Raw genomic sequence first — 14,239 nt, forward strand, 5'->3', positions numbered from 1 at the left:
CATGGAATTGAAAGCAACGACTGCACTGAAGCGCCCGGGTCGACTTGGATGGGGACAAAAGTTAGGACCGCTGTTTGGTCTACTCGTCATCGTCGTCGTCGTGACCGCGCTCGAACCTGGATTTTTATCATTAAATAATATCTTTAACGTACTTCGACAAGTGTCCATCAATGCCTTGATTGCCTTCGGGATGACATTCGTCATCTTGACAGGTGGGATTGATTTATCGGTCGGGTCGATTTTAGCGCTCGCATCTGCACTAGTGGCAGGCATGATGGTGGACGGTCAACATGCGGTCATGGCCGTTGCACTTGGCTTGATTGCGGGTGCCGTTCTCGGGGCCTTTAACGGGGCGGTCATCACATACGGGAAAGTGGCGCCGTTCATCGCGACATTGGCCACGATGACGATTTACCGAGGTTTGACGCTCGTCTATACGGACGGGCGACCGATTACTGGTCTCGGAAATTCTGGGTGGTTCGAGATGCTCGGACGTGGCTACTTCTGGATTATCCCGGTGCCGGCATTGACGATGTTACTCGCGTTCGGTGTTCTTTATTTCATTTTGAAAAAGACAACATTTGGTCGTCACACGTACGCAATCGGTGGAAATGAAGAAGCGGCAAAATTGATGGGGATTGGCGTCAATAAAGTCAAAATTATGATTTATTCGCTATCGGGTATGCTTGCTGCACTCGCGGGCATCATCTTGACATCACGTCTCAACTCCGCACAACCGACGGCAGGAACGTCATATGAACTCGATGCCATTGCGGCGGTCGTTCTCGGGGGAACGAGCCTTGCAGGTGGTCGAGGTTGGATTGTCGGAACATTGATTGGGGCACTGATCATCGGAACGTTGAACAACGGATTGAACCTTCTCGGCGTATCATCTTTCTTCCAACTCGTCGTAAAAGGTGCAGTTATATTGTTTGCAGTATTGCTTGATCGTCGACAAAACGCGTAACACGCGAAAGGGGAAAACGGAACATGAAAAAATGGACAGCTTGGCTACTCGCACTGACTATGGTACTGATGGCAGCTTGCTCGACTGAACAACCGGGGTCTACTTCTGAGACTGAAACGAAAGATGGGGATTATGAAATCGGCTTATCCATCTCGACATTGAACAACCCGTTCTTCGTCGCATTGAAAGAAGGCGCAGAAGAACAGGCGAACGAAATGGATGCGACATTGACAGTGGCGGACGCGCAAAACGATGCCGCGAAACAAGTGAATGACGTTGAAGACATGATTCAAAAAGGAATGGATTTGATTCTCATCAACCCGACAGATTCAGAAGCGGTCGGCGCAGCCGTACAAGCAGCAAATGACGCGGGCATTCCGGTCATTACGGTAGACCGTAACGCAGAGACTGGTGAAGTGGTCGCACACGTCGCTTCAGATAACGTCGCGGGTGGACAGTTGGCGGGTGACTATATGGTCGAACTCGTAGGCGAAGGTCAAAAAGTCGTCGAACTCGAAGGAATTCCAGGAGCGTCAGCGACACGTGACCGTGGACAAGGATTCAACGAAGCAATCGATGGGAAATTGGAAGTCGTGGCAAAACAATCTGCAAACTTTGACCGTGCAGAAGGATTGACGGTCATGGAGAATATTTTGCAAGACAATAAAGACATCGTCGCTGTATTCGCACATAACGACGAGATGGCACTCGGTGCCGTTCAAGCACTTGAAGCGGCTGGAATGAGTGACGTGAAAGTCATCGGATTCGATGCGACAGACGATGCAGTCAAAGCGGTCGAAGGTGGGACGATGGCAGCAACGGTTGCCCAAAAACCAGCTGAGATTGGTAAATTGGGTGTAGAAGCGGCAATTAATCATTTGAAGGGTGAAACGGTGGAAGAGAACATCCCGGTCGAACTCGAATTAATCAAATAAGGAAAATGAAACCTCACGATGCCTTGATTTCGGGTAGAGCTCGTGAGGTTTTTGAATGTTTACATATCCCTCTTCATAAATTGGATAGTTTCTCCCTTTTTCAGGGTATATCTAGGTAAAATACAGGAAGGGGGAGTCGTTTCTTCTTTTTGAGAAACGCAGCACATATGTATAAACTCAAACCGGTGTTTAAAGAACGTATTTGGGGTGGTCGTCAGCTAGAAACGTTATTTTATCTTTCGTTACCGGAAGGGAAGATTGGCGAGTGTTGGGCTGCATCCGCACATCCGAGCGGAATGACCACATTTGAGAACGGACCATTTGCAGGACAGACGCTCGCGGATTTATGGGATGCCCACCGTTTAGAACTATTCGGTCCGTATCCATTTGCGACGTTTCCGTTACACGTCAAACTACTCGACGCGCGTGCTTATTTATCGGTACAGGTTCATCCGAACGATGAGCAGGCGCAACGTCTCGAACAAGAAGAGTTTGGGAAAGAAGAGTGCTGGTACGTGTTAGACGCAGAACCGAATGCCGAGATTATCGTCGGCCATACGTTCCGAACGAAACAAGAGGTATATACATGTGTGCAACAAAAAGAATGGGCGACTCGTCTAAAGACACAAGCCGTGAAAAAAGGTGACTTCATTTACATCCCGAGCGGAACCGTTCACGCTCTTGGTCCGGGTGTCGTGTTGCTTGAAATTCAACAGACGAGTGACCGGACATATCGTCTTTACGATTTTGATCGAGTGGATGACACGGGTCGTCTTCGTGACCTTCATATCGAGAAAGCCGTGGAAGTGATGAACATTCCGGATCGTCGGACAGACGAACTCGTACGGACAGATTTAAAAGATGCGTTGACGACCGAATTGATTTCAAAACCATCTTTTAAAATCATGCGACACCAAGTGAATGGCACCCCCGCGATTTTAGAACAATCGGAAACGTTCCGATTGATCTCGGTCGTTTCGGGTGAAGGATTCGTGCAAGGTGAAGATGGCGTCCAAGCCATCCGAGCAGGAGAGCACTATTTCGTTCCAAAAGGAAAAGGACCTCACTTGTTCACCGGGAAGGTGGAAATCGTCACAAGTGAAGTCCCTGTTCCAACAACGCATCGCGTCAATACTGTTTATCAAGTGGAGACGGCACAGGACAAGCATCGTCGAGTGTCCAATCGTTTGAATACTGAACCTCGATGAACACGACGTCTTCGTGAGCTTTGAGCGTGTGAGCCGCACCGCGTTGAATCGAGATGACGTCGGTCGGCTTCGCCTCAAACGATTGTCCGTCAATTGTGACGGTCGCCGTTCCTTGAAGCATCGTCCAAATCGTATCGGTCGCTTCGTGATAATGATAGCTGAGTTCTTTCCCGGCCTGGACGAGCATCCGTCGCGTCACACTGTGATGACCGTCCGCAAGCGTCTCGTGATGAATCACTTCGGATTGTCCCCAGCGCTTCCATTTGAACTTTGGATGGTCATCAGAGGAGGCTAGATAATCTTTCAACTGTGGCGTCGCATCTTTCGTCGAGACGAGAATCCCGTCCGCGTTGACGGCGACGACGAGATCTTCGAGTCCAATTCCAATCAACGGAAGATTCAACTCGTTGATGACATGTGTGTTCGTCGACTCGAACAACTCGACTTGACCGTGGGTAGTGGACGTCATTTCTTCGGTCAAAGTATTCCATGTGCCTAGGTCCTTCCAATCTCCATCGTAACGATGGACGAACACGGACTCCGCATGTTCAACGACGGCATAGTCGAACGACGTTTTTTCTAAATCATCGTAGCGGGTCGTGAGTTCTGAATATGTCGTTGGTAAGTTTCGCTCCGTAAGCTCATCGAGCAACAAGTGCAACTTACAAGCGAAGATTCCACAGTTCCATAATGCGCCTTGTTCAATCAACTGTTCCGCCACATCGACGGTCGGCTTTTCTTGGAACAACCGGACGGAGGAGATTTGAGCCGTTTCGTCTGGGACGATGTATCCGTATTTCGATGTCGGGTGGAGGGGCGTGACCCCAATCAGATGTAAGGCATCGTCACTCGCTTGTACCGCTTCATCTACTTGAGGGAAATATTCAAAGAAGCGAAGGTCGACATAAGCATCGACCGGCATCACGAGTACTGTCTCATCCGGGTCGACACGTTGTTCGTTCAAATAACTAGCACCGAGCACGATGGCAGGGAATGTATCTCGACGACTCGGTTCGGTGATGATATTGGCGTCGGTCCCGATTTGATAAACGATGGCATCGCGTTGAAGCGCGTTTGTTAAAATAAAGGCATCTCGATCTAATTGCATGTCACTTAGTTGGGAGAAGACCCGTTCAATCATCGATTGTTTGGCACCTTGACCGTCATCAAGTAATCGAATGAACTGTTTCGAGTTGATATCGTTTGATAGTGGCCAAAGACGCTTTCCGGATCCACCTGATAGTAAGAGTAGTTTCATTTCGTGACACCCTTTCTCGATTAAAATTTCGGAGGTACACAACATGGCAAATTACTTACTCGTCGAACCGCATGAGCATACGCGCAAGACGTTGGCTCGTCTGTTGATGAAAGAAGGAGAACTCATTTTTGAAGCGACGGAAGCGACGGAAGCGATTGAGATTTTAGAGTCGAGTGACATCGATGTCGTCATCACCGAATTAAGACTCCCCCATACGGACGGGGTCGAACTGTTATCGTATGTGAAGAAAAAATTCCCGCTCATTCATCAAATCGTATTGACGGATTACACGCATACCCATACGTTAATCGCGGCCGTCAATTATGGAAACGTCAAGCGCATCATGACAAAACCGATGAAAATCGATGAGTATGTGATTCGCGTCATCAAAGATGTCGGTCAAGAAGCCGTCAACATGAAGACGAATAAGTATCGAGTCGCAGACATGTTGACGGAGTTTCTAGACGATCTTGGACAGGCATACTGTCTGTTTTATGAGAGCGGAGACTTGGTCAGCTCGGAAAATCTTGTCGTCCCGTTCGAATCGGGGGAGACGAGCGAGCTGAAACGGTTCGTCATCCCGACGCAATATGGAGAATTTATTTTGTATCAGTCACGGGATCGTTCTTCCCGAACTTGTGGGTAAAGAGTTGCGATACTCCGATCATCGTTAATCGAAGGTACATGTAGGCGACCCCTAATGTTAATACAGGGTGTCGTCTATATTTTTTGAGGTTGGACGGATGATAGAGCACCGGTCTGAAGAAATACCAGCGAGCGAGTGCCTTTCGGAAGCCGCCTTCCTCTGTCTCGAGCGTTTGCGGCATCACTTGGAAGTAATAGCGCTTCTTCTCGAGCAGATTTTGGAGCGTCACTTCCTTCTCGTTATGTTTCACCGCAGTGAAGGTGGCGCGACGGATGATCCCGCCTTGTTGGATGTAACGAATGGTCGGTTGCGTCTCTTCAAAACTGATTTGAGCAGGGTTGATCCCGCCTGATGCCTCGTACGCTTTCATCCGCCAAAACCGTGCCGCCTCGATGGAGCGGTCATCAATCCGTTCTTCTGGGATTTGGAATAGATTCCGTTCAAACACCTTTACTTTGGAGAAAAAGTTGGTGTACGTGCTATACGCCTCTTCTGGGATGACGAGCGCCCCGACCTCTTCGTGATGCTTAAGATAAAGCAGGCAACTCGTCAACAGTCCCTCGGTCAACACCATGTCCGAGTCGATGACATACAAGACATCGACGTGGAGTTCACGAAGTCGACCGATTGCCTCTTTACGGGCGATTCCACGCTCTCCATGTGGGAGCGAGAGGATGATGAAGCGGTCATCGTCTACAGTCAACTCTCGCATGACCTCGACGGTTCGATCGGTCGAGCCGTCATCCGCGATCACACAGACAAACTCGGCCGTTTGCTGTTGGATGGACTGAATCGTTTCCCGAATGATTTCCTCGTTGCAATACGTAGACATCGCGATTCCAATCATGATGTTCTCCCTTCCTGAATCAAGATTCCTAACTTTTGATTCAACCATTGTTCAAATGCCGCGCCGGTGCGACTCCATTGCAGTGTTTTTGAAAATGCATGGGCATCACGTCGCACGACCTCATAATGATCTTGATCGTTCAAACAGCGTCTCATCTCGAGCGCGAGTGCCTCTGCGGTCTGTGCCATCGTCATGTATCCGAGTTTTCCGTACTGAACCGCGTCCCGAAGTCCCGGCGCATCGTACACGATGGTCGGCGTCCCGACAGCAGCGGCTTCGCTGACGGTCAAGCCCCATCCTTCACGACGGGACGGAAAGAGGAGGGCTGTCGCCCGACTCATGCGTTCGAGTTTCTCTTCTTCACTGACGAATCCGAAGTAATGAATATCTGACCGTACATCCTCAGGCGTGATCGGATCAAGTTGTTCGGCGATGTATGCCTCGTTCTTCTTCCCGATGATCCACAGTTGTGCGGTCGGGAAATCGCGCTTGATGGATACGAACGCTTTGACGGCATCGTTGATTCCTTTATAGGCGGACATGCGCCCGACGTATAAGAACGTAGGATGTTCTTCTTTCTCAAACCATTCTTCTTCTGGCCAAGGTGTGAAGTTGAGTCCTTCCGGCAAAATCGTGATATAAGACTCAGGAATTCCGACGGCGACGAGGTCATCTGCCGTCGACTGACTGACGGTCAAGACATCGTTTTGCCGATAGAGACGCAGACGACTCGTTTCCGTCCATGCCCCGACCCATGACACGGGAGGCGGTAGGTTGATTCGCCAAATCTCACGCGTCAATTGATGGATGAAGAGAACACGTTTGTGTGCCGGCACATAGAATGGTGAGAAGTAATGGTGTGTATTCATTTGGTCGAGGACGAGGTCGATATCATCCTCGTTTGCTTTGTAGTAGCGCCGTGCCTCTACGATGCTCGTCATATCTGTACCGGAGCGAATATACCGAACGCCATCAATCCATTCCTCATCCTCACGTCCTTCGATATGAGGGGACAGATGGATAATGTTGTAACGAGGGGCCACGTAAGCCAACATCTCATGCGTGAATACTTCGGCTCCTCCTGCTTTCGGATGTTTGATGTCTCGCCAAGAGAGACATAATAAAGTGGGTTTCATCACGATTCCTCCTTTAATTGTTGGCGTCGCTCAGAATGGAAGCGGAAACGAAGGAGTAGAGACCCTCCGAGTAAGACGACCGCTTGAGCGAATAGCCACACCTCCATCGATTGCCGGAATAGGAATAAGGCAACGAGAAAGACGAAGAGTAGCGCCCAATACCAACGCAAGTACCGATTGTTTCGTAAGATGAATTGCAACATCGCTTCATATTGCACAATGATGATGCCGATATAGGTGAAAATCATATAGCGTACGAAATAGCCTGCCTCGTCATATCCTTGACCAAAGAAGATCGGTACAACTGATGGAATGACCAAGTAATAGACGATGGTGATGATTCCGAGAGCAGCCAATAATAATCGGAATACGGTGCGCTCAAACGATAGGAATGAATCCGTCTCGGCCGCCCGGCTCAGACGTGGCAAAAGGACTTGGAAAATCGACAGACAGACGAACAAGACGAGCTGACTAAAGCGTAGGCTGACGGAATAATCTCCGACTAAAGATGGAAAGAATAAGGTGACGAGTAAGCTGTCGACCGAGAAGAAGAGTGTCATGACAATCTGCACATGGATGAGTTGGAACAAACCATGGAACTGTTTGTCACCAGCCGTTTCCGGGAAGTGAGTTTGCCATATACTGAGTCCATATGTGAGAATCATGCCGATCAAAATCCCAATCAAAGCGAGCGTAATATCAAGCTGTTCGAGAAAAATCCACGTGACCCCCACTTTCACAATCGCTTCAACGTAATAAGAAAGAGTGAGGGCATAAAATCGTTCATTTGCCTGCAAGACCCCACGCCGAAATGACACGAGGATATGGAAAAATACTGTAACTGCAAGTAAAAAGAGGTTAATCCTAGATAAAGGAAGAATATATGGGATAAGTATAAAGAGTACGCCGGATAAACCCATCGCGACGAGCAAGATAATCCGTTCGATATACCGATAGTCGGTCGCGATTTGTTGTCCCAAGTTTCGGGTGACGATCCATTGGACGGCGCTCCCGATAATGAGTAACAGTCCGAGAAGGGCGAGATAAGCATTCAAAAGACCATAGTCTTGACTGGTCAAACCTCGTGCTAAGAAGAAGTGATACGAGTAATTAATGATATTCAGTAGCGCATCAAGAACAGGAAAGATGAGTAAAATCGAATAACGACTCATGACAGCTTTCATACAATCACCTCTTTCAATTCGTCAATCTTAAAAGGAGGACAATGTGATGGATAAAGGTAAAGTAGTGATTTTTACAGATCAACAACGAAACATTCCGTATGCCTCGTCTATTCCGCACTATGAACTTATCATTTCTGAATCAGGCGCATCATCTGAACCGAAAATTTCACCAGACATTCGTGCCATGAAAGATCAGATTAAAGTGTATGTGATTGATTATGTTGACTATGAAACGGGATTGAAGGTAGCGGCAGCACTACGGTCGTATCATCCTCAATCTTCGATTCTATGGGTTGATGACGTTATTCGACATAAAGGAAACTTCCCCTTCAAACAATTGTTAGGGAATGGGATATTTAGAATATTTTATTATAGAGAAGAATACACAGATGAATTATTAGCTGAGATTCAAAATATTATCCATCCAGAATATGCCGTCAAAAAAGGGACTGTAGCCTTTATATTACCAATTTTCAATGAAGAGAAACGATTTTCACACATTCATGCTTTTTTGACATCCCTTACCAAAATGATTGAACGGAACTATTTACACGGGTCTATTTATTTTGTGGACGATGCCTCCTCCGATCAGTCGAAACACTTGTTACAGGAGTATCGGGACATCGTCATGAACGCGACGGACACGTTGTTCAAAATTGATTATTTAAAGATGTATGAGTTGAAGCAGAATACGAAAAAAGCGGGTCTCTTTATCGAAGGGATGACGCATATCTCGAGCGAATATTATGTGTTCGTTGATGCGGACAATTCGTTCAAAGTCGATGACATCGCTCAACTGCTGAGTATCGCGGAAAATGACTATTACGATATCGTCATCGGGACGAAAGATTTGACGATTGAAGACCGAAGCTTTGTCCGAAAGTTTGTGAGTTTTGCAAAACGAACCATCACAAAACCGTTTCTACCAGAAGGTGTGTCGGATTCTCAGACGGGTCTTAAAATCATCAATCGTCGGGCGATTCCACGGTTACTTCCGTATTTGAGCGCGACGAGCGGATTTGCCATCGATTTAGAGATGATGTACGCCGCCAAAAAAGAGCGTCTCCGTGTCTATCAGCAGCCGGTGACCTGTATCGAGCGGGAAGGGTCTCACGTCGATCTCGTGAAAGACTCGATTGCGTTCCTCAAGACGATGGCCCTTCTTTTACGACGACAGCGGGCCGTCAGTCGGGCCAGACGATAAACGCACATCACGCATAAAGCCCACGTCTCTTATTGGACGTGGGCTTTATTTGCACTCATTTGCGTGTAATCGATTCGGCAATCGAAGAGTCCGTCTCTGTATATTCAATCGTGATAACATCTCCGACGTTCAGTGTATCGAGGTGGTTGGGTTTCCCGTCGACAATCGTCGACGAAGTAAGTGTCACCTCCCGTAGCACATACTGTTCCTCAGGGTCTTGATTAAATGGCGCAATCCATAGGGTGTTGTCTTCAATCACACTGTCTTCGTCACCCATCGTACAAGCGCTAAGAATCATCATGCAGCCCAAAAAAGTCGTGAGCAGTAAAGTCCGAAGCATGAGCCGTCACCCTTTCTTGAATCGTTGTCGTACTCGTCGGAGGAGCGGCTCTTCCTGCCGCGCATTCCAATAGAAGAAGAACGAGACAGGTGTGGCGAGTAACAAAAGGGTCATGCCCGCGAAGTAGACGAGACGTAAGACGGCATTCACCTGTACGTCACTTTCAGAAGACATATACAGTTGTGTCACGCCATTCAATGCGACTTCACCGCGCTGTGCCCCTTCACTGGTCGAGAGCTCGAACAACGGAGATGGGGAGTCGTTTAACGTGAAGCGGCCGAGTGAATCTTTGTGAGAGACTGTCCGCTTCATGACACTTCGCGCCACATCAAGAGATTCGGCTTCTGTTGTAGTGAGTAGCGGACGTTCTGTCACTTCCTCGACGGTCACTTGGTCGGTCAGGAGAAGGTGATCGTAGCGGACGACGTTCAAGTTCTTCATCTCCAGTCGTCCTGCATTTTCAACATTTCCACGTGCCCAAATATGAAGCTGCATCGAGTCGGTTCCCTTCGGTGGAATCAAAATCTGCTCGTAGTGGTTCCATGTCGATTTCCGATATTCTTCCACTTCGCTGATGAAGTCGGTCCCGATCACGCGACGTTCCTCGTCAAGATAGTACATCTTCACATGTCGATTTCGAATCTGTTCGCTCCGCGCGTCAAAAGCGACCAAATATTCTCGGTCGGGAAGTGCCTCGATTTGTTCTGATGCGAAAATATACCAGTCACAAGAACAGGTCGGTTCGTATGATGCGATAAACGTGTCATCTTCCACCGTTGACTCGAACATATCGTCTGTAATGGATACACAGGTCGCACACGTGGCGGCAGCTTCAGGTGTCGCGAGTGGTTCGGTCACGACAATCTCGTTCGGGTCGAACTTCCGTAAATCCTCCAACTCGATTCGTGACGGCACGTTACTGTCTACGGTCAACTCGAGCGTGTATGATCCCGGCTCCATCTCGAATGTATTCGGTGTCCAACGTTTCAATGTCGGATGCACATCTTCGAGTGATTGAAGTTGGTATGGGAAGTTACGACGCAAGGAGTCATACGTGACCGTCTGTGTGCCGATATCCGTTTTCACATCAGGCAGTTGCTGCATCGCCGTGACGCCGATCGTCTCTTCTTGAACGACTTCTTCGTCCTGCAAGAGGCGTAAGCGAATCGTCCCATCTGTCGAAACAGGAGGTGTCAGGTTGATGTGGAAACGGTAATCACCAGGCTCCGCCACATCGATTGTACGAGACAACGTACCGGATGTGAGTGAGACGCCTTTCCCGAAACTGAGTGACGGGTAGTTGCGCTCAGACTGGATCGTCCCGCTATAATCGAAATCTTGTTCACCTTCGAGAACCATGAAGGTGTTCGTTGGTTCTAATACGTTTTGGAGTGACTGCTGTAACGTCTTCCATTCTTCCTCTGGTAAGAAGACGATGTTTTGAATGGCATTGAAACCGACCGTATTCTCGACAGTGATGGTCGTTTCATTCGTATCGACATCGTGTATTCCGAGCGGCACCCACTCGAGCCGTGCCCCCGTTTGTCGGGTTGTTTCGACGATTTGATCGTCATCATTGATCGTGACGTCAAGCTGTCCGCCACTTTGATTCATCAAGACACGCGCGAACCCGATATAGCGGCCCGGAGGTGTCTCTTTCGTAATGGAGAACATGTTCGGTACCATATGTGATTCGAAGCTCTCGATTTGAACATCGTGAATCCACCAGTACGTCTTTCGTTCTGGTCTTTGATAACTCAATAAGTCGATGCGCATCGTCTCGGCAGCCCGTGGCGTCACGTATTCTCCGCGAAGGTGAATCCCGTCTAAATTCCCGGAATCTCTCGGAGCGACGACATAAGTCTGGTCGATTTCTTCACCGGATGCATCGAAGAAGCGTACTTTCACGTGCAAACGGTCGACCCCTCGACCCGATGCGACAATATCGAACCGATACGCGTTATTCGGGAGTGCTGGTAAGAGACCGGACTTCGCGACTTGCCAAATGTAGTTTGGATCTCCTTTGGCGACTTCCGCTTGAAGCAGTGGCAAGTCGTTCGTTGAAGACAACGGGTTAGGTGACAGGTCGACGATGTCCGGGTTATCGGCTTTGAAGAACGTTTCATCCTCAAGCATCGAATTGAACGATGCGACTTGTTTCGTCGACAAATCATCGAGCTCGTAAGGGGGGGCATCGATTCGGGCAGAAGCGAAGGAAAGTCCGACACCGTCTCCGAAATCAAGATCGAATGCAGGATCTTTCACACCTTGCGTTTGTTGATACCAACGCCAGTCACTGTTCGCGAAAAGGGTCTTGCCCCATGTGAGGAACGGGTTGGCGGAATCGATTGCCTCAAACGGCTTCCAGTAATAGTCATCGGGGACCTGACTGAGCAGCATGTCTTTTTGTTCGATCATCTCAATCGCATCACCTGAACGAATCCAATCAAAATCGTCACTATGTCGCTGTGTCGTGAATAAAATCGATTGCTTCCCTTGCTCATATTCAGGAATCGTTCCATATGTGATGGAACGGTCGATTCCGTAAGGCGTTACGATAAGCTGTGGGACGGTCCGGTCGGTGAGCGGTGCGACGACATCGAATAAAGTGAATAGACCGACTTGCTTCGTCCGCAGTAAATCACGTTGCGAGGCGAGTACCTCTAAGTTGAACTGCTGTCGCTCTTCCATCCCTAAATATTCATCCCGATATGCGAACTGGTCGACACCGAACACTTTAATCAAGTTACTCGCCTCGTCTGAACGTCCTGTATCGAGCAAGTATTGTAAGAGTGAAAACAGATAACGAATCGCAGGCGTCGACCCTTCATGATGGAACACCGTATTTTCAAGCGAACTGTACACGTGGAAGTCCCCGGTCGGTTTGACCGTCTCGCCGAGTGCGGGATTTTCGTTCCATCTCGGTGTCGCCACCCCGGTGATCGGCTGGGTCATCTCATCGGCAACGGGGAACTGTAGCCACTTCCCATCGATTTCTTGTTGTACGGTCGCGTATTCTTCAGGAACGTCGATTGGTTTATAAAAACCCTCCATATACACGGTGCGATACGGATAAATAAAGAGCGTCAACGCGACAAAACTACCGATAAAAAGGATACCGCGATAAAGCGGACGTGGTATCGCTTTAGATTGTCTGGCATCAACAATCCCGATACCGAGAGAGAGCAGCAAGCTGTAACTGACAATCAATAGACCGACGAGCTTATTCGGGTCGCGGAACATCGGACCGATCAAGGGTGTGTACGTGACGAGCGCGACGAACGCCGTCGCGATCCATTCATACGTTCCAGTCGCAAAGATGATCAAACCGATGCCGAGTAAGCCGAAGAACAGGTGAATCGGTCGTTTGTAGCTTCCGAGAAGACCGATTCCGATGAAGAAGAGCAAGATTCCACCGGCCACCCAAAACGTCAGTGGAAGTGTATGCAAGTCGAACATCGGCCACCAATAACTGATGGTATAGAGCACATTCTCAATCGACGAGTTTCGACTGAACAGCATCAACGTCTCGGTGACGTTAATATTATGTTGGGACGCCTGGGCCCCGAACAAGATGGAACCGACATACATAAAGAACCAGTAGCCGTTGAACAAGATGAACACGAACCCGACCGCTGTGATCAGGCGAACGTAGTAGAAGAAATACGATTTGAACGATAGCGTCTTCCGTTCGGTCCAAAGCGTTTTGAGCACGATCAGTCCGAGCATGATGCCCATATAAATGGCTGAGAAGAAAAAGTAATGGATTCCGGCAGACATGAACATGAACACAACGGACAACCCGATGGCATCAATCCAGATTCTCGGTGAGAGTCGTTTGTTGAACGAAAAGTCTGGATCCAACTGACGTCGGAATTTCGGGTCGAACAAGTTAAAGAAGAGTAGAAGTGCGAACGGGAACAGCGCATAGCCGCACAGGAGATAAATATGTTGAATGCGTGTGATGATCCACGGGTTCAACGCGTAAAAGAGCCCGGCAAGCGTGAACGTCATGAGTGTCATCAACTGAAAGTGTTTCGTGATATAAATCGAGTGAAGTCGTTTGACGAGCGCATACATGCTGAGTGCCGAAACGATGAGCAACGTCAAGATGAATGATTTGATTAAGAATGGTCCAGATGCACCGAACAATAAACTTAATCCATACAGTGGTGCGATGAAGACGAGTCGAGGCACATTCAACAATGTTGTCGTGCTCCATCGTTCATTCCAGGCACCAAAAATCTCTTCGATATAACGGTCGGACGATAGACCGAATGCGATATCACTAAAGACGACCATCCCCGACGAAAAGAGTGGGTACGCATAGGCGAGGATACATGACAACATAATCGTCAAGGCGATGAGGTCGTAACGGTACGTATGCAGACCGTTTCGTAGTGTAGATAAGATGCGTTGCAAATCCGATCTGCCTCCTTTCATCACGTATGTCATCTATTTCGCCAAAGGTTGGACTATCCCTGTCTAATCAAAAAAGAGACAGCCGATTCCGG

The 14,239-nt window shown here is 48.5% G+C and carries 11 protein-coding genes; 5 read left to right on the forward strand and 6 right to left on the reverse strand.

The features are described from left to right. Nucleotide 1 precedes the first annotated feature (1 nt). From ACQKD4_RS00430 to manA, 3 genes are all read left to right on the forward strand, one after another. A complete protein-coding gene (locus tag ACQKD4_RS00430; protein ID WP_214694930.1) occupies nt 2–967 on the forward strand; it encodes an ABC transporter permease subunit in 966 nt (321 codons plus the stop codon). Nucleotides 968–990: 23 nt separating this feature from the next. Then, entirely contained in the window at nt 991–1,902 is a 912-nt protein-coding gene (rbsB, locus tag ACQKD4_RS00435; RefSeq protein WP_214694925.1) for a ribose ABC transporter substrate-binding protein RbsB, read from the forward strand. 167 nt (nt 1,903–2,069) lie between these two features. Continuing rightward, nucleotides 2,070–3,110, forward strand: coding sequence for a mannose-6-phosphate isomerase, class I (gene manA, locus ACQKD4_RS00440; RefSeq protein ID WP_427372088.1), 1,041 nt, complete (start codon nt 2,070–2,072; stop codon nt 3,108–3,110). On the opposite strand, the gene ACQKD4_RS00445 is transcribed toward manA, so the two are convergent. Further along, nucleotides 3,031–4,368: a sugar phosphate nucleotidyltransferase gene (locus tag ACQKD4_RS00445; RefSeq protein ID WP_427372089.1), complete on the reverse strand. Its 1,338-nt coding sequence runs from the start codon at nt 4,366–4,368 to the stop codon at nt 3,031–3,033. The genes manA and ACQKD4_RS00445 overlap by 80 nt on opposite strands. 43 nt (nt 4,369–4,411) lie before the next feature. Here ACQKD4_RS00445 and ACQKD4_RS00450 point away from each other — a divergent pair, with 43 nt between their 5' ends. After that, on the forward strand, nt 4,412–5,014 hold the full coding sequence (locus ACQKD4_RS00450; RefSeq protein WP_214694920.1) for a response regulator: 603 nt from the start codon (nt 4,412–4,414) through the stop codon (nt 5,012–5,014). Here the strand turns inward: ACQKD4_RS00450 and ACQKD4_RS00455 are convergent. The 3 genes from ACQKD4_RS00455 to ACQKD4_RS00465 are packed head-to-tail and all read right to left on the reverse strand — an operon-like array spanning nt 4,968 to nt 8,181. Further along, a complete protein-coding gene (locus tag ACQKD4_RS00455; protein WP_427372090.1) occupies nt 4,968–5,861 on the reverse strand; it encodes a glycosyltransferase family 2 protein in 894 nt (297 codons plus the stop codon). The two genes, ACQKD4_RS00450 and ACQKD4_RS00455, sit on opposite strands and share 47 nt — an antisense overlap. Further along, complete coding sequence (locus ACQKD4_RS00460; protein WP_427372091.1) at nt 5,858–6,997, reverse strand: glycosyltransferase family 4 protein; 1,140 nt, start codon at nt 6,995–6,997, stop codon at nt 5,858–5,860. Before ACQKD4_RS00460 ends, ACQKD4_RS00455 begins: the two co-directional genes overlap by 4 nt. Beyond that, nucleotides 6,997–8,181: a lipopolysaccharide biosynthesis protein gene (locus ACQKD4_RS00465; RefSeq protein WP_427372092.1), complete on the reverse strand. Its 1,185-nt coding sequence runs from the start codon at nt 8,179–8,181 to the stop codon at nt 6,997–6,999. Before ACQKD4_RS00465 ends, ACQKD4_RS00460 begins: the two co-directional genes overlap by 1 nt. 46 nt (nt 8,182–8,227) lie before the next feature. Here ACQKD4_RS00465 and ACQKD4_RS00470 point away from each other — a divergent pair, with 46 nt between their 5' ends. Then, complete coding sequence (locus ACQKD4_RS00470) at nt 8,228–9,385, forward strand: glycosyltransferase (protein WP_427372093.1); 1,158 nt, start codon at nt 8,228–8,230, stop codon at nt 9,383–9,385. Between the two features lie 55 nt (nt 9,386–9,440). Here ACQKD4_RS00470 and ACQKD4_RS00475 read toward each other — a convergent pair whose 3' ends face one another. After that, on the reverse strand, nt 9,441–9,725 hold the full coding sequence (locus ACQKD4_RS00475) for a hypothetical protein (RefSeq protein ID WP_427372094.1): 285 nt from the start codon (nt 9,723–9,725) through the stop codon (nt 9,441–9,443). A gap of 6 nt (nt 9,726–9,731) precedes the next feature. Then, nucleotides 9,732–14,147 carry a hypothetical protein gene (locus ACQKD4_RS00480; RefSeq protein ID WP_427372095.1) on the reverse strand — a complete coding sequence of 1,472 codons (4,416 nt, stop codon included), beginning with the start codon at nt 14,145–14,147 and terminating at the stop codon, nt 9,732–9,734. Nucleotides 14,148–14,239: the final 92 nt, after the last annotated feature.

This window comes from Exiguobacterium sp. NPDC077395 (assembly GCF_050269125.1).
In the GTDB taxonomy this organism is placed as follows: domain Bacteria; phylum Bacillota; class Bacilli; order Exiguobacteriales; family Exiguobacteriaceae; genus Exiguobacterium; species Exiguobacterium aestuarii_A.

What these genes read in the sequence shown, in the direction of transcription:
- ACQKD4_RS00430 (WP_214694930.1), top strand. Translation starts at nt 2, where the DNA reads ATGGAATTGAAAGCAACGACTGCACTGAAGCGCCCGGGTCGACTTGGA.
- rbsB (WP_214694925.1), top strand. Translation starts at nt 991, where the DNA reads ATGAAAAAATGGACAGCTTGGCTACTCGCACTGACTATGGTACTGATG.
- manA (WP_427372088.1), top strand. Translation starts at nt 2,070, where the DNA reads ATGTATAAACTCAAACCGGTGTTTAAAGAACGTATTTGGGGTGGTCGT.
- ACQKD4_RS00445 (WP_427372089.1), bottom strand. Translation starts at nt 4,368, where the DNA reads ATGAAACTACTCTTACTATCAGGTGGATCCGGAAAGCGTCTTTGGCCA.
- ACQKD4_RS00450 (WP_214694920.1), top strand. Translation starts at nt 4,412, where the DNA reads ATGGCAAATTACTTACTCGTCGAACCGCATGAGCATACGCGCAAGACG.
- ACQKD4_RS00455 (WP_427372090.1), bottom strand. Translation starts at nt 5,861, where the DNA reads ATGATTGGAATCGCGATGTCTACGTATTGCAACGAGGAAATCATTCGG.
- ACQKD4_RS00460 (WP_427372091.1), bottom strand. Translation starts at nt 6,997, where the DNA reads ATGAAACCCACTTTATTATGTCTCTCTTGGCGAGACATCAAACATCCG.
- ACQKD4_RS00465 (WP_427372092.1), bottom strand. Translation starts at nt 8,181, where the DNA reads ATGAAAGCTGTCATGAGTCGTTATTCGATTTTACTCATCTTTCCTGTT.
- ACQKD4_RS00470 (WP_427372093.1), top strand. Translation starts at nt 8,228, where the DNA reads ATGGATAAAGGTAAAGTAGTGATTTTTACAGATCAACAACGAAACATT.
- ACQKD4_RS00475 (WP_427372094.1), bottom strand. Translation starts at nt 9,725, where the DNA reads ATGCTTCGGACTTTACTGCTCACGACTTTTTTGGGCTGCATGATGATT.